Annotated in this window: 19 protein-coding genes; 12 read left to right on the top strand and 7 right to left on the bottom strand. The window is 78.0% G+C overall.

Going from position 1 to position 18,365, the window contains the following annotated elements; genetic code table 11:
• Nucleotides 1-89: 89 nt before the first annotated feature.
• Nucleotides 90-857: a DUF305 domain-containing protein gene (locus EDC03_RS09540; protein WP_123379973.1), complete on the bottom strand. Its 768-nt coding sequence runs from the start codon at nt 855-857 to the stop codon at nt 90-92.
• Between the two features lie 215 nt (nt 858-1,072).
• On the opposite strand from EDC03_RS09540, the gene EDC03_RS09535 reads away from it, so the two are divergent.
• Together EDC03_RS09535 and EDC03_RS09530 are read left to right on the top strand one after the other, a co-directional pair.
• Nucleotides 1,073-2,548: an LVIVD repeat-containing protein gene (locus EDC03_RS09535; protein ID WP_123379972.1), complete on the top strand. Its 1,476-nt coding sequence runs from the start codon at nt 1,073-1,075 to the stop codon at nt 2,546-2,548.
• A 112-nt stretch (nt 2,549-2,660) separates the two neighbouring features.
• Entirely contained in the window at nt 2,661-3,167 is a 507-nt protein-coding gene (locus EDC03_RS09530; protein ID WP_123379971.1) for an amino-acid N-acetyltransferase, read from the top strand.
• 17 nt (nt 3,168-3,184) lie between these two features.
• Here EDC03_RS09530 and EDC03_RS09525 read toward each other — a convergent pair whose 3' ends face one another.
• From EDC03_RS09525 to radA, 3 genes are all read right to left on the bottom strand, one after another.
• On the bottom strand, nt 3,185-4,132 hold the full coding sequence (locus tag EDC03_RS09525; protein WP_199720132.1) for an HhH-GPD family protein: 948 nt from the start codon (nt 4,130-4,132) through the stop codon (nt 3,185-3,187).
• A gap of 53 nt (nt 4,133-4,185) precedes the next feature.
• Nucleotides 4,186-5,268 (bottom strand): DNA integrity scanning diadenylate cyclase DisA, encoded by a 1,083-nt coding sequence (gene disA / locus EDC03_RS09520; RefSeq protein ID WP_123379970.1) that lies wholly within the window; start codon nt 5,266-5,268, stop codon nt 4,186-4,188.
• Nucleotides 5,269-5,466: 198 nt separating this feature from the next.
• Nucleotides 5,467-6,900 carry a DNA repair protein RadA gene (gene radA / locus EDC03_RS09515; protein ID WP_123379969.1) on the bottom strand — a complete coding sequence of 478 codons (1,434 nt, stop codon included), beginning with the start codon at nt 6,898-6,900 and terminating at the stop codon, nt 5,467-5,469.
• A gap of 97 nt (nt 6,901-6,997) precedes the next feature.
• On the opposite strand from radA, the gene EDC03_RS09510 reads away from it, so the two are divergent.
• The 3 genes from EDC03_RS09510 (at nt 6,998) to proC (ending at nt 9,883) form a co-directional block, all read left to right on the top strand.
• Nucleotides 6,998-7,939 carry a Ppx/GppA phosphatase family protein gene (locus EDC03_RS09510; RefSeq protein WP_123379968.1) on the top strand — a complete coding sequence of 314 codons (942 nt, stop codon included), beginning with the start codon at nt 6,998-7,000 and terminating at the stop codon, nt 7,937-7,939.
• 58 nt (nt 7,940-7,997) lie between these two features.
• Entirely contained in the window at nt 7,998-8,807 is an 810-nt protein-coding gene (locus EDC03_RS09505; RefSeq protein WP_123380111.1) for a sugar phosphate isomerase/epimerase family protein, read from the top strand.
• Between the two features lie 248 nt (nt 8,808-9,055).
• On the top strand, nt 9,056-9,883 hold the full coding sequence (proC, locus tag EDC03_RS09500; protein ID WP_123379967.1) for a pyrroline-5-carboxylate reductase: 828 nt from the start codon (nt 9,056-9,058) through the stop codon (nt 9,881-9,883).
• A 13-nt stretch (nt 9,884-9,896) separates the two neighbouring features.
• On the opposite strand, the gene EDC03_RS09495 is transcribed toward proC, so the two are convergent.
• From EDC03_RS09495 to EDC03_RS09485, 3 genes are read right to left on the bottom strand one after another with little or no spacing between them, the layout of a single operon-like run.
• Nucleotides 9,897-10,187 (bottom strand): hypothetical protein, encoded by a 291-nt coding sequence (locus tag EDC03_RS09495; RefSeq protein WP_123379966.1) that lies wholly within the window; start codon nt 10,185-10,187, stop codon nt 9,897-9,899.
• A complete protein-coding gene (locus EDC03_RS09490; RefSeq protein ID WP_123379965.1) occupies nt 10,184-10,849 on the bottom strand; it encodes a potassium channel family protein in 666 nt (221 codons plus the stop codon). Before EDC03_RS09490 ends, EDC03_RS09495 begins: the two co-directional genes overlap by 4 nt.
• The gene (locus EDC03_RS09485) at nt 10,842-12,221 is read right to left on the bottom strand and encodes a TrkH family potassium uptake protein (RefSeq protein ID WP_199720099.1); all 1,380 of its coding nucleotides are present in this window, start codon (nt 12,219-12,221) and stop codon (nt 10,842-10,844) included. The genes EDC03_RS09490 and EDC03_RS09485 overlap by 8 nt, the downstream gene beginning before the upstream one ends.
• 133 nt (nt 12,222-12,354) lie before the next feature.
• Between EDC03_RS09485 and EDC03_RS09480 the strand changes: the two genes are divergently transcribed.
• From EDC03_RS09480 to EDC03_RS09450, 7 genes are all read left to right on the top strand, one after another.
• The gene (locus EDC03_RS09480) at nt 12,355-13,563 is read left to right on the top strand and encodes an acetoin utilization protein AcuC (RefSeq protein ID WP_123379963.1); all 1,209 of its coding nucleotides are present in this window, start codon (nt 12,355-12,357) and stop codon (nt 13,561-13,563) included.
• Between the two features lie 250 nt (nt 13,564-13,813).
• Nucleotides 13,814-13,990 carry a helix-turn-helix domain-containing protein gene (locus EDC03_RS09475; protein WP_123380110.1) on the top strand — a complete coding sequence of 59 codons (177 nt, stop codon included), beginning with the start codon at nt 13,814-13,816 and terminating at the stop codon, nt 13,988-13,990.
• A 167-nt stretch (nt 13,991-14,157) separates the two neighbouring features.
• Nucleotides 14,158-14,256 (top strand): 30S ribosomal protein bS22, encoded by a 99-nt coding sequence (locus EDC03_RS09470; RefSeq protein ID WP_012085056.1) that lies wholly within the window; start codon nt 14,158-14,160, stop codon nt 14,254-14,256.
• Nucleotides 14,257-14,314: 58 nt separating this feature from the next.
• Complete coding sequence (locus tag EDC03_RS09465) at nt 14,315-15,472, top strand: NAD-dependent epimerase/dehydratase family protein (protein WP_123379962.1); 1,158 nt, start codon at nt 14,315-14,317, stop codon at nt 15,470-15,472.
• 68 nt (nt 15,473-15,540) lie between these two features.
• Complete coding sequence (locus tag EDC03_RS09460; protein WP_241967123.1) at nt 15,541-16,773, top strand: lysophospholipid acyltransferase family protein; 1,233 nt, start codon at nt 15,541-15,543, stop codon at nt 16,771-16,773.
• An 80-nt stretch (nt 16,774-16,853) separates the two neighbouring features.
• Nucleotides 16,854-17,237, top strand: a complete 384-nt coding sequence (locus EDC03_RS09455) for a glutaredoxin family protein (protein ID WP_241967122.1) — start codon at nt 16,854-16,856, stop codon at nt 17,235-17,237.
• A gap of 228 nt (nt 17,238-17,465) precedes the next feature.
• The gene (locus tag EDC03_RS09450; protein ID WP_199720098.1) at nt 17,466-18,362 is read left to right on the top strand and encodes a redox-sensing transcriptional repressor Rex; all 897 of its coding nucleotides are present in this window, start codon (nt 17,466-17,468) and stop codon (nt 18,360-18,362) included.
• Nucleotides 18,363-18,365 lie beyond the last annotated feature (3 nt).

The raw sequence follows: 18,365 nt of genomic DNA, 5'->3' as shown, positions 1-18,365 counted from the left end.
CGCCCGCACGACGACGAAGGCCCCTCCCGCACCGCGGGAGGGGCCTTCGTGCGTCCGGTGCCCCGACGCGAGACCGGCCGGGGGGGACGTCAGCGGGGGCGCATGTCCTCGAGGTGCCGGATCTCGGCGGCCTGGACGGCGGCGACGTCGTCGGCCATCTCCTGCACGCGCACGTCGACCCCGCCGACCTGGTGCTCGTCGACCATCGACAGGGCGCCGGTGTGGTGGCGCACCATGAGGTCGACGTAGAGGGCGTCGAACTCCTCGCCCTCCGCGGCCGCGAGCTGCTGGACCTCCGCCGCCGTCGCCATGCCGTGCATCCCGCCGTCCGCGGAGCCGCCGTGCGCCCCGTGGCCGTCGTGGCCCGAGCCCTCTGCGGTGACCTCGCCGCGTCCGCTGAGCCACGACTGCTCCGGCGGCACGTCGAGACCGCGCTCCTCCAGCCACGCCACCATGACGTCGACCTCGGGCTCCTGGCCGAGCCCGATGCGCTCGGCGATGGCGGCCACGTCCGGGTCGCCCGCCCGGTCCGCGGCGAGGGCGCTCATCTCCACCGCCTGGCGGTGGTGGGTGACCATCTGCTGGAAGAAGGCCGCGTCGGCGTCCGTCCACGGCTCCGGGCCGGTGGGCGCGGTGACGTCCTCCGGGGCCACCGTCTCCACCGGGTCGCCGGGGCCGCCCGGCACGAGGAGCGGGACGGTGGCCGACGCGGACGGCGGGGCGTACGCCGTGGTGGGCTCCGCGTCGTCGGCGGTGCAGCCCGACGCGACGAGCGCCAGGGCGGCGAGGGGGGCCAGGGCGGCGACGGCCCTCCGGCCGGGACGACGGCGGGCGGTGCGGACGGCGGGCGGGGTCATCGGGGTCCTCCTGGTCGCCGGCGGGACGGCGACGTCGGGCGCTCGCAACGGGTCGTGCACGAAGTGTCGCCGATGCTCCCACGTGTCCGGGTTTCGATGGCATGCTCGGCGACTTCCTGGGGAACGCACAGGAAACCCACGGAGTCGCCGCCGCCTCACGTCCGGCGGCGACCGGTCGCACGGCCCTGGCGGGTCGGGGAGGACGGCAGGACGAGATGACACGACCTACGGCAGGACGGCGGCCCGCACGCCGAGGGGCGCGCGCAGCGGGGGTCCTGCTCACCGCCGTCGCGGCGACGGGGCTCGTCGCGGGCTCGGCGCTGACGGCGACCGCGAGCGCACGCCCGGCACCCTCCGTCCCGGCGGGGACCGCCCCGACCGGGGTGGGGGAGACCGCGTCGAGCGCCAACATGCGGCTCGTCGACAACACGCCCAAGTCGGGGGCCTTCGCCGACGCGGGCGCCTACAACAGCGACCTCGCCTTCACCGAGGACGGCTACGCCTACGCGGGCAACTACAACGGCTTCTCGGTCTACGACCTCGACAAGCCGCAGAAGCCCGAGCTCGTGGCCCAGGTCACCTGCAACGGCCCGCAGAACGACGTCACGGTGTACGACGACATCCTGGTGCTGTCGACGGACTCGCGGCGCACGGACGACACGTGCACGTCGGCGGCCTCCTCGGACCTCACCAACTACTGGGAGGGCGTCAAGGTCTTCGACATCAGCGACCGGGAGAACCCCGAGTACGTCGCCTCCGTCGAGACCGCCTGCGGCTCGCACACGCACACCAACGTGCCCGACCCGGAGAACGGCTCGCTGCTCGTCTACGTGAGCAGCTACTCGCCGAACGCGCAGCTGGCGAAGTGCCAGCCCCCGCACGACCAGATCTCCGTGGTCGACATCCCGCTCGACGCGCCGGCCGACGCCTCGCTGCTGTCGGAGGAGGTCCTCTTCCCGGACGGCGGCTACCCGGGCGGGGTCTTCCCGGGCACCCCGCCGGCCAACCGCAGCGCCACGTCCGGCTGCCACGACATCACGGTCTTCCCCGAGCTCGACCTCGCGGCCGGCGCGTGCATGGGCGACGGCGTCCTCATGGACATCAGCGACCCGCGCAAGCCGGTCGTCACCGACTCCGTCCAGGACGTCAACTTCGCGTTCTGGCACTCGGCCACCTTCAACAACGACGGCACGAAGGTGATCTTCACCGACGAGCTCGGCGGCGGCGGCGCGGCCACCTGCACCGCGGCCATCGGCCCGACGCGCGGCGCCAACGGCATCTACGACGTCGTCGACGGCGAGCTGCAGTTCGCCAGCTACTACAAGATCCCGCGCCACAACGCGGCGACCGAGAACTGCGTCGCGCACAACGGCTCGCTCATCCCCGTCCCGGGCCGCGACGTCATGGTCCAGGCCTGGTACCAGGGCGGTGTGTCGGTCTTCGACTTCACCGACTCGGCCAACCCGCGCGAGATCGCCTGGTTCGACCGCGGCCCGCTCTCGACCTCCCAGCTCGTGCTGGGCGGCTCGTGGTCCGCGTACTGGCACGACGGCTACGTCTACTCCAACGACATCCAGCAGGGCTTCGACGTCTTCTCCCTCCGGGGGACGGCGTTCACCGAGGCGCGCAAGGTGGAGCTGGGCGAGCACAACCCGCAGACGCAGCAGACCTACCCGGTCCGCCGCGGCTGATGAGCACCCCGCCGGCCGCACGCCGGTGACCACGACCGCCCGGGCCCACGTCGGCCCGGGCGGTCGTGCGTCCGGGCCCGACCCCGGCCGGTGCGCTGGCTAGGGTCGGCCGGTGCCCCGCCCCGAGGTCGTCGTGCGCTCCGCCCGGACCCCCGACGTCCGTGCCGTCCGCGCCCTCACCGCCCCGCTCGCCGACGAGCGAGTGCTCGTGGCCAAGGAGGCCGTCGCCTACTACGAGGGCCTGCAGGAGATGGTCGTCGCCGAGGTCGACGGCCAGGTCGTCGGCTGCGGTGCTCTGCACGTGTTCTGGGAGGACCTCGCCGAGGTGCGCACCCTGGCGGTGTCGGCCGACGCCCGGGGGCTCGGCGTCGGCTCGGCCGTCCTCACCGAGCTGCTGCGCCGCGCCCGCGAGGTCGGCGTCCGGCGCGTCTTCTGCCTCACCTTCGAGACGCGGTTCTTCGGCGCCCACGGCTTCCTCGAGATCGAGGGCACGCCCGTCGCCCCCGAGGTCTTCGCCGAGCTGCTGCGCTCCCACGACGACGGCGTCGCGGAGTTCCTCGACCTCGCCCGGGTGAAGCCCAACACCCTCGGTAACAGCCGGATGATCCTGCACCTCTGAGCCGGCCGGGGCGGCGGTCAGCCGGGCAGCGCCCAGCGGTCGTCGTCGCGCTCGACGAGCCCGTCCGCGAGGAGCGAGGCGAGGCAGCGCTCGCGCTGCGCCCGGCGGGCGTCGTCGGGCGCCGGGACGGCGACCTCGAGGTCCGCGGTGGCGACGGGCGCCGTCGCCTCCCGCAGGACGGCGAGCAGCCGCCCCCGTACCTGCCGGTCGGTGCCCTCCCAGGCCTGGCCGCGCCGCGGGGGACCCTCGGCGGGCGGCGCGCCGGCCGCCTGCCAGGCGCACCGGTCCGCGACCGGGCACGCCCCGCACCGCGGCGCGCGCGCCGTGCAGACGAGGGCCCCGAGCTCCATGACGGCGACGGCCCAGCCGGCCGCCGCCCGCGGCGTCGCGGGCAGCAGCGCGACGGCGAGCGCCGTCTCCGCGGCGGTGAGCGCGGGCGCGGGCTGCGCCGCCCCGGTGACCAGGCGGGCGTGGACCCGGCGGACGTTCGTGTCGACGACGGCGTGCCGCTGCCCGTGCGCGAAGGAGGCGACGGCAGCGGCGGTGTAGGCGCCGACGCCCGGCAGCGCCCGCAGGGCGTCGGCGTCCTCGGGCACGACGCCGTCGTGCCGCTCGACGAGCGCGACGGCGGCCGCGTGCAGCCGCAGCGCCCGGCGCGGGTAGCCGAGGCGCCCCCAGGCGCGGACCGCCTCGCCGGCCGGCACGGCGGTGAGGGCGGCCGGCGTCGGCCAGCGCGCCATCCACTCCCGCCACACGGGCTCCACCCGGACGACGGGCGTCTGCTGCAGCATCACCTCGCTGACGAGGACGCCCCACGCCGAGGCGCGGGCCTCCTCGGCCGTCCGCGGCGCGGACGGGGCGTCGTCGAGCACGCTCGCCCCCGGGCGGCGCCACGGCAGGTCACGGGCGTGCTCGGCGTACCACCGCAGGACGGCGGCGTGGAGCCCGTCGAGGTCGTCGGGCAGGGCCGGGCCCGGGCGGTCGGCGGGGCGCGGCGCGCCCGCGGCGGTGACGGCGCTCAGACGTAGCGCTCGAGGATGCTCGACTCGGCGAGCCGGCTGAGGCCCTCGCGGACGGCACGGGCGCGCTGGTCGCCGACGCCCTCGACGGCGAGCAGGTCGTCGATGCCGGCGGCCAGGAGCTGCTGCAGCCCGTCGAAGTGGACGACGAGGCGCTCGACGATGGCGCCCGGCAGGCGGGGCACCTTGCTGAGGAGGCGGAACCCGCGCGGGCTGAGGGCCGTGTCGAGCGTCTCGCCGCCGCTCGTCAGCGACAGGGCGCGGGCCACGTGCATGAGGTCGACGAGCTCGGTCGACTCCAGCTGCGCGAGCCCGGCGAGGACGTCCGCCACGTCCTCGCCCACGCGGTCGGGGTCGGTGTAGTCCCGCAGCACGAGCTCTTGATCGGGGCCGATCCCGCCGATGAGCTCCTCGAGCTGCAGGGACAGCAGGCGGCCGTCGGAGCCGAGCTCGACGACGTAGCCGGCGATCTCGTCGGAGATGCGCCGCACCATCTCTTGGCGCTGGACGACCGCGGCGACGTCGCGGACGGTGACGAGGTCCTCGATCTCGAGGGCCGACAGCGTGCCGGTGACCTCGTCGAGGCGGGACTTGTAGCGCTCGAGCGTCGCGAGCGCCTGCTCGGCGCGGCCCAGGATGGCGGCGGAGCCCTCGAGGACGAAGCGGCGGTCGGCCACGTAGAGCGCGACGATCCGCATCGACGCGCTCACCGAGATGACCGGCATGCCGGTCTGCTTGGCGGTGCGCTCGGCCGTGCGGTGGCGGGTGCCGGACTCGGACGTCTCGATGGCCGGGTCGGGGACGAGCTGGACGGCCGCGCGGAGGATCTTGTTCGCGGCGGCGTCGAGGACGATGGCGCCGTCCATCTTGGCCAGCTCGCGGAGCCGGGTGGCCGAGAAGTCGACGTCCAGCGTGAAGCCGCCGCTGCAGAGCTGCTCGACGACCCGGTCGTGGCCGAGGACGACGAGCGCGCCGGTCCGGCCGCGCAGGATCCGCTCGAGGCCGTCCCGCAGCTCCGTGCCCGGGGCGACGGCGGCCAGGGTGGCGAGCAGCTGCTCCTCGGGCGAGCGCTCGACGGCCATCGTCCCCCTCGTCCCGGCTGGTGCGTCGTGGCCCGTCCCGGCGGTGCGCCGGGCGGGCGGGGCGGTCGGTCGTGGGCCGTGGGGCGGTCGTCGCCGCCCGCTCGGCCCGGGAGGAGGGTACCGGCGCGCCCGCGCCCGCCGACCGCGCCGACCGCGTCGTCGCCGAGCCGTGACCCGCCGGGCCGGGTGCCCCGGGCGTCAGGAGCGGCCGGGCTGCTCCTCGCGGGAGGGGAAGAGCCGGGCGACGCACGAGCGCAGGTCGTCCACCTCGAGCACCTGCATCGCCCCCCACGGCGGCGTGGTGCCCGGGCGGCCGCCGTCGGGGCCGTGCGCGGCGAGGGTCCCGCGGGGGACCAGCGCCCGGCGCATGCCCAGCCGCGCCGCCTCCGCGAGGCGCCGGTCGACGCCGGGCACGGGGCGGACGTCGCCGGACAGGCCGAGCTCGCCGACGGCCACGGTGCCGACCGGCAGGGCCTGGTCGGCGCACGCCCCGGCGAGGGCCACGGCGACGGCGAGGTCCACGCCCGGCTCGGTGGTGCGGACGCCGCCGACGGTGGACGTGAAGACGTCGCCGGGGGTGCGGAGGAGGCCGACGCGGGCCTGGAGGACGGCGACGACCATGCCGACCCGGCCGACGTCGAGACCCGTGGCGCGGGTGCGGGTCTGGCCGCCGGAGGCCGGGGCGACGAGCGCCTGCACCTCGACGACGAGCGGGCGGCGGCCCTCGAGGGCGACGGTGGCGCAGGTGCCGGGGACGGGCGCCGTGGCGCGGGAGAGGAAGAGCTCGCTGGGGTCGACGAGCCCGGTGATGCCGGACTCCGACAGGTCGAAGCAGCCGACCTCGTCGGTGGGCCCGTAGCGGTTCTTCACGGCGCGGACCATGCGCAGGCGCGAGTGCCGGTCGCCCTCGAAGGTGCAGACGACGTCGACGAGGTGCTCGAGGACGCGGGGACCGGCCACCGAGCCGTCCTTGGTGACGTGCCCGACGAGCAGCGTGGCCATGCCCCGCTCCTTGGCCGTCTCGATGACCGTGGCGGCCACCTCGCGGACCTGCGTGACGCCGCCCGCGGCGCCGTCGACCGCCGCGGAGGCGACGGTCTGCACCGAGTCGAGGACGAGGAGGTCGGGCGAGACGGCCTCCACGTGGGCGAGGACGGCGGCCAGGTCGTTCTCCGCGGCGAGGAACAGCCGCGGCCGCAGGGCGCCGATGCGCTCGGCGCGCAGCCGGACCTGCGCCGCCGTCTCCTCGCCCGTGACGTAGAGGACGGTGCGGCCCGTCGTCGCCGTCCGCGCGGCCACGTCGAGGAGCAGCGTCGACTTGCCGACGCCCGGCTCGCCGGCGACGAGGACGACGGCGCCCGGCACGACGCCGCCGCCGAGCACCCGGTCGAGCTCGTCGACGCCCGTGGGCCGCGCCGACGCCTCGGAGGCCTCGACCTCGGCGATGGGCCGGGCCGGGCGGCGGACGGTGCGCGCGGCGGCGGTGCGGGGCCCGCTGCCGGCGGCCACCTCCTCGACGGCGCCCCACGCCTGGCACTCGCCGCAGCGGCCGACCCACTTCGTCGTCGTCCAGCCGCACTCGCCGCAGCGGTAGGCGGGCCGGGCGGTGCGGGCGGTGCTGGGGGCGGCCATGGGGTCGACGGTAGGTGGCGCCCCCGACAACGGGCCGGGGTCGTCCCCGCCCCCGCGGGGGAGGCCGGGGCGGGGGACCCGGCTAGCGTCGGGCCTCATGCGCCTGGGGGTCCTCGACGTGGGGTCGAACACCGTCCACCTGCTCGTCGTCGACGCCCATCCCGGCGCCTCGCCGGTCCCGACGGCGTCCCACAAGCGGGTGCTGCGCCTGGCCGAGCGCCTCGACGAGGAGGGCTCGGTCCACGCCGAGGGGGTCGCGGACCTCCTCGACGTCGTCCGCTCGGCCCGGGAGGTCGCGACGTCCGAGGGCGTCGAGGAGCTCATGGGCTTCGCCACGAGCGCCCTGCGCGAGGCGCCCAACGGCGCCGGGGTCCTCGAGGACGTCCGCCGCGAGACCGGTGTCCGCCTCGAGGTGCTGAGCGGCGGCGCCGAGGCACGCCTGACCTTCTTCGCCGTCCGCCGCTGGTTCGGCTGGTCGGCCGGCCGGATGCTCGTCCTCGACATCGGGGGCGGCTCGCTCGAGCTCGCCATGGGCGCCGACGAGGACGCCGAGGTCGCCCTCAGCGTGCCGCTCGGCGCGGGCCGCACCACGCGCTCGCACCTGGCGGGCGGCGTCACCCGGCCCCGCGACGTCGCCGGGCTGCGCGAGCACGCGCGCGAGGTGCTCGAGGCGCAGGCCGGGCGGCTGCGCGACCAGGGCGCGCCCGACCTCGTCGTCGGCTCGAGCAAGACCTTCCGCACGCTGGGCCGGCTCACCGGCGCCGCGCCCGCGCGGGAGGGCATGCACGTGCCGCGCTCGCTCGAGCGCGCGGCGCTGGAGGAGCTCGTGCCGCGGCTCGCGTCGCTCGGCCCGGCCGGCCGCCGTCGGCTCGCCGGCGTCTCGGACGCGCGCGCGGGGCAGGTCGTGGCGGGCGCCGTCGTCGCGCTCGAGGCGATGCGCGTCCTCGACGTCGAGCGGATGGCGCTGTCCCCGTGGGCCCTCCGCGAGGGGGTCATCCTCCGGCGGCTCGACGCCCTGGCCCCGCTGCTCGGCCGCTGAGCCCCGGCGGCGCGCCCGCCGACGGGCGCCGCCCCGCCCGCCACCTAGGGTGAGCGGCGTGTCCGAGCCCGCGACCGACGCCGCCCGCGTGCCCGCCGTCACCCTCTCGACGAGCTCGGTCTACCCCGGCTCCTGCGCCGACGCCTTCGAGGCGGCGGCCCGGCTGGGCTACGACGGCGTCGAGGTCATGGTGTGGACGGACCCGGTCAGCCGGGACCCGGTGGCGCTGCGCCGGCTCGCCTCCCACTACGGCGTCCCCGTGCGGAGCATCCACGCCCCGACGCTCCTGCTCACCCAGCGCGTCTGGGGCCGCGACCCGTGGGAGAAGCTGACCCGCTCGGTCGAGCTGGCGCAGGAGCTCGACGCCGGGACGGTCGTCGCCCACCCCCCCTTCCGCTGGCAGCGCGACTACGCGGCCGGCTTCGTCGAGGGCGTCCGCGAGATCGCCGCCACCTCGGGCACCACGCTCGCCGTCGAGAACATGTTCCCCTGGCGCGCCGGCGGGTCGGAGATCCTCGCCTACGCCCCGGGCTGGGACGTCGTCGGCGAGGACTACGACCAGGTGACCCTCGACGTCTCCCACGCCTCGACGTCGGGGCGCGACTCCCGCGAGCTGGCCCGCCGCCTGGCCGGCCGCCTGCGCCACGTGCACCTCACCGACGGCACCGGCTCCGCCAAGGACGAGCACCTCGTCCCGGGCCGCGGCACCCAGCCCGTGCAGGGGCTGCTCGAGGACCTCGCCGCGGGCGGCTTCGCGGGCGACGTCGTCGTCGAGATCAACACTCGCCGCTCCCGCGCCCCCGGCGAGCGCGAGCGGGACCTGCGCGAGTCGCTCGAGTTCACCCGCCGCCACCTCGGCCAGGCCTGACGCCCCGCCCCGGTCGGACCGGGGAGCGCGGTGGCCGGGCGGACGGCGTCCGGGGAGCGTGCGGTCCGGCCGGGAGCCCTCCTGCCGGTACGGGCGTTCCCCGGTCGGGCCGGTGCCGGTGCGGAGGTCCCCGATCGGGCCGGTGCGGGTGCTGGTGCTCCCGGGTCGGCACTCCGCCGTGGGGAGCGTCCCCGGTCGACGTCGAGCCGTGCCGGACGGCGTCCGACGCGCGCCCTAGGGTCCGGCGCATGACCGAGCCCGACGGTGCCGCCGCGTCCGCCCGCCCCTCCGTCGCCGTGCTGGGCGCCGGGACGATGGGGGAGGCCGTGCTCGCCGGCGTCCTGCGCGGCGGGTGGGCGGCGGAGGACGTCGTCGCCGTCGTCCGGCGGCCCGAGCGGGCGGCCGAGCTCGAGGAGCGGCACGGCGTCCGCTGCGTGCCGCTGGCCGAGGGGGCGGCGCGGGACGTCCTCGTCGTCGCGGTGAAGCCGCAGCAGCTCGACGCGCTGCTCGCCGACGCCGCGGCGCACGTGCGGCCCGGCTCCCTCGTCGTGTCCGTCGCCGCCGGCGTGACGACGGCGCGCCTGGCCGCGGCCCTGCCGGACGGCGTCGCCGTCGTGCGCGCCATGCCCAACACCCCCGCCCTCGTGGGGGAGGGCGTCACGGCGCTGTCGCCCGCGCCCGGCACGGACCCGGCGCGGGTCGACCTGGCCCGGCGGCTGCTCGCGGGGGCGGGCGACGTCGTCGACGTCCCCGAGGCGTCCCAGGACGCGGCCACCGCCGTCTCGGGGAGCGGTCCCGCCTACGTCCTCCTCGTGCTCGAGGCGCTCGTCGAGGCCGGCGTGCACGCGGGCCTGCCCCGGGCGACGGCGAGCCGTCTCGCCACCGGCACCCTCGCCGGCACCGCGGCGCTCGTGCAGCGCACCGGCGAGCACCCGTCCCTCCTGCGGGAGAAGGTGACGTCGCCGGGCGGGACGACGGCCGCCGGGCTCCGCAAGCTCGACGACGCGGGCGTCCGCGCCGCCGTCCTCGCCGCCGTCGAGGCGGCCCGCGACCGCTCCCGGGCGCTCGGGGGCTGAGCGCCCCCGCGGCTCAGCCGAGCTCGTCGCGGCGGGCCTCGAGCCGCTCGCGCTCGGCGCGCAGCCGCTCCCGCTCGCTGCCCGCGAGCCGGCCCACCTTGAGCTCAAGGACCGCGCGGGCCTGCGCGTCGTCGAGGCCCCACGCCGTGCTCAGCGCGGCGGCGGCGGCGTGCACGTCGTCCGCGTCGCCGACGACCTGCGCCAGCTCGGCCCGCCGCGCGACCGCCGTCTCCAGCGCGGCCAGCACGTGCAGCCGCATGGCGACGTAGCCGCGCTCGCGCCCGTCCGCCGCGTCGCCGCTCACGGCCGCCCCGCGAACTTCTCGATGAGGCTCGTGCGCCCCGAGACGATGAGGACGTCGCGCTCGCGCACGCGCGTGTCGGGCTGGGCGTAGGTGAAGTCCTCGCCCGGGGGCTTGAGGCCGACCACCGTCACGCCGTACTTCTCGCGCACCTTCGACTGCGCCAGCGTGAAGCCCTGGCACTCGCGCGGCGGCCGCATCTTGACGATGGCGAAGCCGTCGTCGAACTCGATGAAGTCGAGCAGCCGCCCGCCGACGAGGTGCGCGACGCGCTCGCCGGCGTCGGCCTCGGGGTAGACGACGTGGTGGGCGCCGAGCCGGTCGAGGATCCGGCCGTGCGAGGGCGTGATGGCCTTCGCCCAGATCTGCTGGACGCCCATGTCCACGAGCGTGGACGTCGTCAGCACGCTGGCCTCGATGGACGTGCCGATGCCGACGACGGCGACGCGGAAGTCCGCGGCGCCGAGCTGCTCCAGCGCGTCCGCGCTCGTCGCGTCGGCCTCGACGACGTGCGTCAGCCGCCCCGACCACGCCTGGACGATCTCGGGGTCGCGCTCGACCGCGAGCACGTCGTGCCCCATGCGGTCGAGGGCGGCCGCCATCGCGCTGCCGAACCTGCCGAGTCCGACGACGAGCACCGCGTCGTCGTGCGCCTTGTCACCCAACGATGGGCCTCTCCTCCGGGAGCCGGTACAGGCGGCTGCTCTCGCGCAGGGCGAGGGCCGCCGCCAGGGTCATGGTGCCCGTCCGCCCGACGAGCATCAGCACGGACAGCACCCACTTCGCCCCGTCGCCGAGCGCACCGGTGTCGGTGACGCTGAGCCCGACGGTCGCGAAGGCCGAGATCACCTCGAAGAGCACGACGTCGAGGGTCTCGTCGGTGAGCGCCAGCAGGGACGCCGTGCCGACGAGGACGGTCGTCGTCCCGACGAGGCCGACGGCGACGGCCAGGCGCAGCGAGCTCTGCGGGAGCCGGCGGCCGAAGACCTCGGCGTCCCGGTTGCCGCGGGCCTCGGCGACGACGGCGAGCAGGAGCACGAAGAGCGTCGTCACGCGGATGCCGCCGGCCGTCGAGGCGCTGCCGCCGCCGACGAACATCAGGGCGTCCTGGACGAGCCAGGTGGCGGTGGACATCTCGGAGACGTCGACCGTGGAGAAGCCGCCGGAGCGCGTCATCGCCGAGGCGAAGAGCGCCGCCTGGAGCCGGTCGACGCCGTCGAGAGCCCCCAGGGTGGCCGGGTTGCGCCACTCCATCGCCGCGACGAGGACCGCGCCGACGACGAAGAGGGCGACGACGCCCGTGACCGTCATCTGGGCGTGCAGGCCCCAGCGGCGCGGCGAGCGCCACCGGTCGCGCAGCACGAGGACGACGGGGAAGCCGAGGCTGCCGAGCAGCACGCCGACGACGAGCGGCCCGCACAGCCACCAGTCGCCGGCCACGGGTCCGTCCCCGAGCTGGGGCAGCCCGCCCTCGTGCGAGACGAAGCCCGCGTTGTTGAAGGACGAGACGCCGTAGAAGAGCGCGTGCCACAGCGCCTCCCCGAAGGACTCGCCCGCCGTGAGGAAGCGCGGCAGCAGCACCGCGGTGAGGACGCCGGAGACGGTGACGGACGTGAGGAAGACCGTCCGGACGAGGAGGGCGACGTCGCCGAGCCGCAGCGCCTTGGTCTCGTTCGCCGCGACGAGGCGCTGCGTGAGGCCGAGGTGCCGCGACACGAGCAGGCCCAGGAGGCTCGCGAGGACGAGGACGCCGAACCCGCCGACGAAGATGCCGAGGAGGATGACGGCCTCGCCGAAGTGGGACCAGTACGTCGCCGTGTCGACGACGGTCAGCCCCGTGACGCAGACGGCCGAGACGGCCGTGAAGACGGCGTCGACGAAGGGGGCCCGGGTCCCCGAGGCCGTCGCGAAGGGCAGGCTCAGCAGGGCCGCGAAGACGGCGATGACCGCGACGAAGACGACGACGGCGAGCCGGGCGGGGGAGCGGCGGGCGGCCTCGGCCAGGCGGCCCTTGACCCCGTGCGCGCGTGGGCGCACGACGCCGACGGGAGGCCGCTCGACGTCCACGCGTCCTCCGCTGGCTGCTGGGCCGGACGGGCCCCCGTGGCCCGCACCGCGCCGCCCGCCGCGGCGGGCCGGTCGTCGGCGGGGGTGACGCTAGCGTCGCTCCATGCCCCCGAGCACCCGGGTCGTGTGGGACCCCGTCTTCACGGCCTACGACTTCGGCCCGGACCACCCGATGAGCCCCGTCCGGCTGGAGCTCACGGCCCGCCTGCTCGAGGACCTCGGCGTCCTGCGGTCCCCCGGCGTGCAGGTGCGGGGGGCCGAGGTGGCGCCGGACGCGCTGCTGCACACCGTCCACCTGCCCGAGTACGTCGAGGCCGTGCGCCGGGTCTCGGCCGACCCCCGCCGCTCGGACGAGGCCCGCGGCCTGGGCACCGAGGACGACCCCGCCTTCGCCGGCATGCACGAGGCGAGCGCGCGCATCCTCCAGGCGAGCGTCGACTGCGCCGACGAGCTGTGGCGCGGCGACGTCGCGCACGCCGTCAACTTCACCGGCGGGATGCACCACGCGATGCGCGGCCGCGCCGCCGGCTTCTGCGTCTACAACGACGTCGCGGCGGCGGTGCAGCGGCTGCTCGACGCGGGCGCGCGGCGGGTGGCGTACGTCGACGTCGACGTCCACCACGGCGACGGCGTCCAGGCGGCCTTCTGGGACGACCCCCGCGTCCTCACCGTCTCGGTCCACCAGAGCGGCCGGACCCTGTTCCCCGGCACCGGCTTCCCGGAGGAGACCGGCGGCCCCGGGGCGGAGGGCACGGCCGCCAACGTGGCCCTGCCGCGCGGGACCGGCGACGCCGCCTGGCTGCGGGCCATCCACGCGGTGGCGCACCCCCTCGTGCGTGCCTTCGAGCCGGACGTGCTCGTCACCCAGCACGGCTGTGACAGCCACCAGCTCGACCCGCTGGCCGACCTCGCGACGTCCGTCGACGCCCAGCGCGCGGCGGCCGACTCCCTCCACGACCTCGCCCACGAGGTCTGCGACGGACGGTGGCTCGCCACCGGCGGCGGCGGCTACGCCGTCGTCGACGTCGTCCCGCGCACGTGGGCCCACGTCGTCGGCATCGCCGCGCACGCGCCCGTGCGGCCGACGACGCCGACGCCCGAGCCGTGGCGGGAGCACGTGCGCCGCACCCACCGCCGCGAGGCGCCGCTGCTCATGGGCGACCCCGACCTCTGCGGCGCCGGGCAGGGCGACGCCGCCCCGTGGTTCCGCCCGTGGGAGCAGGGCCACGACCCCGAGGACGCCGTCGACCGCGCCGTCCTCGCCACCCGCAGCGCGGTCTTCCCCTCCCAGGGGCTCGACCCCTGGTTCTGACCCGTCCGCGGCGGCGGCCCGGGCGTCCCGGCCCGCGGGACGGGCGGGACGGCTGTGACGGACGGTGAGGGTGATCGGCCCGCCGTGACGGTGCCGCGGAGGCCCCGCGTCCCCTAGGGTCGTGCCTCCGGCGGTGCCCACGAGGGCCCGCCGCCCACGACAGCGACGAGCAGGGGGCCCCGTGGTGGCGACGGACGGGCGAGCAGCGGACGACGCGCGCGGGCCCGGGGGCCTCACGGACGGCCGTCTCATGACGGTCGCCGAGGTCGCCGAGGTCATGCGCGTGTCCCGGATGACCGTCTACCGCCTCGTGCACGCCGGCGAGCTGCCGGCCGTGCGCGTCGGCCGCTCCTACCGCGTGCCCGAGGGGGCCGCCGCGGCCTTCCTCGAGGCCGCGCGCACCGCCCCCGCCCAGCGCCACGCCTGAAACCCGCCCGGCGTCGGCCGGGCAGGGGTCCGGGCGCCCCCGCCGACCCGGGTAGGCTGCCCGCAGGTCGGGCAGCGCCGTCCTCGTGCGGGCGGCCCCGGCCGCCCCCGCGGGGGCCACGGTCCGGCGTCCGACGTCAGCGAGACCGAGAGAGCAGGTGGTCCCCCGTGGGCTCCGTCATCAAGAAGCGTCGCAAGCGCATGGCGAAGAAGAAGCACCGCAAGCTGCTGCGCCGCACGCGCCACCAGCGCCGCAACAAGAAGTGACCCGCCCGGGAGCCGTCCCGGCCGCCCTGCGCGGCCCCGGCCCGCTCCCGGTGCTGCCGTGACCGACGCCCGTCCCGCCGCCCGCGGGGCGGGCGTCGTGCGTCCGGGGACCCCCGGGACCTCGGGGACGCCGGCGGCCGCCGGCGGGGACGGCCCCCTCGCGCTCACCGGCGCCGCCCACCCGCTCGTCGCCGCGCTGGCCCGCCGGCTCGCCGCCGGGGGCCGGACGGTGCTCGCCCTCGACGAGCGCGACCCCGCCGAGGACGTCGGCGGCGCGCGCCGGGTGCGGGTGGACCTGCGCGGGCCGTCGCTCGGCCGGGTCCTCGACCGCGAGGGGGTGACGTGCCTCCTCGACGCGACCGCGCTGCCCGGCGGCGCCGCCCCCCGCGCCCGCGAGCCGGGACCGCCCGTCGGCGCGGCCGTCCTGGCCGCCGCGCAGCGCACCGCGTCCGTCCGCCGCGTCGTCCTCGTCTCGACGACCGGGGTGTACGGCGCCGGGCCGCGCGCCCCCTCGGTCCGCACCGAGGACGCCGAGCCGCCCGCCCCGCGCTCGGGGCCGGAGCGCGGCGCCGCGGAGGCCGAGGCGGCCCTGCGCGGCCTCGCCCGGCGGCGGCCCGACGTCGCCACCGCGGTCCTGCGCCTCGCCGACCTCGTGGGCCCCGGGCTGCCGACACCGCTCGGCGACTGGCTCGAGCTGCCCGCCGTCCCGGCCGTCGTCGGCCACGACCCGCGCCTGCAGGTGCTGCACGCCGACGACGCCCTGGAGGCGCTCGCGCTGGCCGCCACGGGCACGGTGACGGGCGTCGTCAACGTCGCGGGCGAGGGGGTCGTCACGCTGCAGCAGGCGGCGGCGCTCTGCGGGCGCGTCGTCGTGCCGGTGCCCGGACGCCTCGTCGTCGCCACCGCGCGCGGCCTCGCGGGCGCCCCCGGCGGGCCGGGCGCCGTCACGGCCCCGTGGGGGGACGTCGAGCGCGTCCTGCGCGCGGGCCGGGTCGTCGACACCCGGCGCATGCGGGAGGACCTCGGGCTGCACCCGCGGCGCACGAGCCGGGAGGCCGTCGAGGACCTCGCCCGCGGGCGCGGTCTCGTCGGCCCGTTGTCGCCGGGGGTGCGGACCGCGGCGGTCGCGCCGCTCGCCGCCCTCGCGGGAGCCGCCCGTGGTGCCCTCCGTCGTGCGGCCGCCGCCGGGACGGCCCGGCCGGGTGACGCGCCGTGAGGGGCGCGACGGGCCGCGACGGCGTGCCGCCGGGCAGACTGGGCGGCACGGACGGCCGAGGAGGGCACGTGGGCGCTGCGGCAGCGGCAGGGCGGGCGTCGACGCGCGCCCCCGGCCGCGCGCCCGACGACGACGGCGTCGTCGTCCCCCTGCACCGCGGCCGGCGCCGACCGGCCGGTGCCCCGGACCCGTGGGCCGCCGCGACCGCACCCGCGTCCCCCGGCGGGGACGCCCGCGGTCACGTGCCGCCCCCCGACCCGCCCCGGTCCGACCCGCCCTCGGCTGACCCGCCCCCGGCCGACCCCCCGCCGTCCGACGACCCCGCCGACGACCTCGGCGCGCTCGCCGGTGCCGCGGCGCGGGCGGCGGCCACGGCGGGCCGGGCCGCGGGCGCCGCCGGGGTGCGCGCCGCCCGCGCCGCGGCCTCGGCGGGCGCCCGGGCGGCCACCTCGCCCCGGGCCGTCGCGGCGGGGGAGCGGGCCGCGGCCGCCGCCTCCGTCGTCGGGCGCCGCGTCACCGGCGACTACGAGGTCGACGAGATGGGCTTCGACCGCGAGCTCACCGACGCCGTCCTCCTCGACGTGCTGCGGCCCCTGTACCGCCGGTGGTTCCGCGTCGAGGTGCGCGGGGCCGAGCACGTGCCGGCGACGGGCGGCGCCCTGCTCGTGTCCAACCACTCGGGCACGGTCGGCATCGACGCGCTCATGACGATGGTCGCCGTCCACGACGACGTGCCCGGCGGCCGCCACCTGCGGGTCCTCGCGGCCGACCTGGTCCTCGCGGCGCCGGTGCTCGGCGACCTCGCCCGGCGCTCCGGCGCGACGCTGGCGACCCCCGCCGACGCCGACCGCCTCCTCGCCGCCGGCGAGCTCGTGGGCGTGTGGCCGGAGGGCTACAAGGGCGTGGGCAAGCACTTCCGGGACCGCTACCGCCTCCAGCGCTTCGGCCGCGGCGGGTTCGTCGCGTCCGCGCTGCGCGCCGGCGTCCCCATCGTCCCCGTCTCCGTCGTGGGCGCCGAGGAGGTCTACCCCCGCGTGGGCGACCTGCCCGCCCTCGCCCGGCTGCTCGGCGTCCCCTACGTGCCGGTCACGCCCTTCTTCCCGCTGCTCGGGCCGCTCGGGCTCGTCCCGCTGCCCACGCGCTGGACGATCGAGCTGGGCGAGCCGGTGCGCACGGACCTGGCGCCGCCCGGCACGGCGGACGACCCGGCGGCGGTCCTCGAGATCGCCGACGAGGTGCGCGAGACGATCCAGCGGACGCTGCACGCGATGCTGCTGCGGCGCCGGTCGGTGTTCCGGTGACCGCCCCGCGCGGGGCGGCGGGACGGGCGGCGGGGGACGGCCCCCCGGACCGCGGTGGGCAGGGACGACGGGGAGGTCCGGTGCGGGAGCAGGTCAGCGGCAGGGTCGGCGCGGCGGTCGACGCGGTGCGGCAGCGGCTCGGCGGGGAGGCGCCGTCGACGGGCCCCCGCGTCGTCCTGCTGGGGCGCAAGGGGTGCCACCTGTGCGCCGCCGCGCGGGAGGTCGTCGTCGACGTCGCCGCCCGGACGGGCACGGCGTGGCGCGAGGTCGACGTCGACGCCCCCGACCCGCGCGACGAGCGGCTGGCCGGCGGGGCGGGCGCCCCGGGCGCGCTCGTCGCGCGGTGGGGCGAGCTCGTGCCGGTCGTCCTCGTCGACGGCGTCCAGCACGCCGTGCTGCGGGTCGACGCGGACGCCCTCGAGCGCACGCTGGGCCGCGCGCCCGGGCGCCGCCGCCGGGGCTGACCCCCCGGCGTCGCGCCGGCGGTCGGGCTCCCGGTGGCCGACGACGCGGTCCGGGCGGCCCCGCAGCCGCCCCGCCGGGCACCCCGGTCGCGGAGGTCGGCGGGGCCTCTGCTAGCACGTCGCCGCCGACTTTGTGCAGGGCTTCACAAGTGCCTACAGTGGGTGCAGCCCACCGCGCCCTGCACCAGCGCGAGGCGTCCGGCACGCGCGAAGGAGCAGGCAGCCGCCGTGAGCACCGAGCACCCCGCCGAGGGCCCCTGGGCCGACGACGCCCCGGGCGCCCCCGCCGCGCAGGTCGACGGCGCCGTCGACCGGCCCGGCCGCCGCGCCCCCTCCGCCGCCGGCCGCGGCCCCGAGCGCCTCGCCGCGCGCGGCATCCCCGAGGCCACCGTGGCCCGCCTCCCCGTCTACCTGCGGGCGCTGACGGCCCTCGTCGAGCGGGGCGTCCCCAGCGTCTCCTCCGAGGAGCTCGCCGTGGCCGCGGGCGTCGGCTCCGCCAAGCTGCGCAAGGACCTCAGCCACCTCGGCTCCTACGGCGTCCGCGGCGTGGGCTACGAGGTCAGCCCCCTCGTCGCGCACATCAGCCGCGAGCTCGGCCTCACGCAGGAGTGGCGCGTCGTCATCGTCGGCATCGGCAACCTCGGCCGGGCGCTCGCCAGCCACGGCGGCTTCGCCGAGCGGGGCATGTGCGTCACCGCCCTCTTCGACAACGACCCGGCCGTCGTCGGCCGCGAGGTCGCCGGGCTGACCGTGCTGCCGATGACCGAGCTCGCCGCGGTCGTGCGCCGCGACGGCGTGTCCATCGGCGTCCTCGCGACGCCGGGCCCCGGGGCGCAGCCCGCCTGCGACCACCTCGTCGCCGCCGGCGTCACGGGCGTCCTCACCTTCGCCCCGGCCGTGCTGCAGGTGCCCGAGGGCGTCGACGTCCGCAAGGTCGACCTCGCCAGCGAGCTGCAGATCCTCGCCTTCCACGAGCAGCGCAAGTCCGCCGGCGAGGCCGTGCGCGCGGCCTCCCTCGCCGTCGCCGCGCCCGCCGCCCCGGCGGACGCCGCCGCCGTGCCCGCCGGCGCCGTGGCGGCCGCCCCCGGCCGCCGCGCCGCCCGACCCGTGGGGGTGACCCGGTGACCG

The organism is Pseudokineococcus lusitanus (assembly GCF_003751265.1).
Taxonomy (GTDB): Bacteria; Actinomycetota; Actinomycetes; order Actinomycetales; family Quadrisphaeraceae; genus Pseudokineococcus; species Pseudokineococcus lusitanus.
Note: the sequence above shows the minus strand (reverse complement) of the source record. Positions and strands in the feature narration are given on the sequence as shown.

Coding starts and splice junctions, on each gene's coding strand:
- EDC03_RS09540 (WP_123379973.1), bottom strand. CDS start 857: ATGACCCCGCCCGCCGTCCGCACCGCCCGCCGTCGTCCCGGCCGGAGG.
- EDC03_RS09535 (WP_123379972.1), top strand. CDS start 1,073: ATGACACGACCTACGGCAGGACGGCGGCCCGCACGCCGAGGGGCGCGC.
- disA (WP_123379970.1), bottom strand. CDS start 5,268: ATGGCCGTCGAGCGCTCGCCCGAGGAGCAGCTGCTCGCCACCCTGGCC.
- radA (WP_123379969.1), bottom strand. CDS start 6,900: ATGGCCGCCCCCAGCACCGCCCGCACCGCCCGGCCCGCCTACCGCTGC.
- EDC03_RS09510 (WP_123379968.1), top strand. CDS start 6,998: ATGCGCCTGGGGGTCCTCGACGTGGGGTCGAACACCGTCCACCTGCTC.
- proC (WP_123379967.1), top strand. CDS start 9,056: ATGACCGAGCCCGACGGTGCCGCCGCGTCCGCCCGCCCCTCCGTCGCC.
- EDC03_RS09480 (WP_123379963.1), top strand. CDS start 12,355: ATGCCCCCGAGCACCCGGGTCGTGTGGGACCCCGTCTTCACGGCCTAC.
- EDC03_RS09475 (WP_123380110.1), top strand. CDS start 13,814: ATGACGGTCGCCGAGGTCGCCGAGGTCATGCGCGTGTCCCGGATGACC.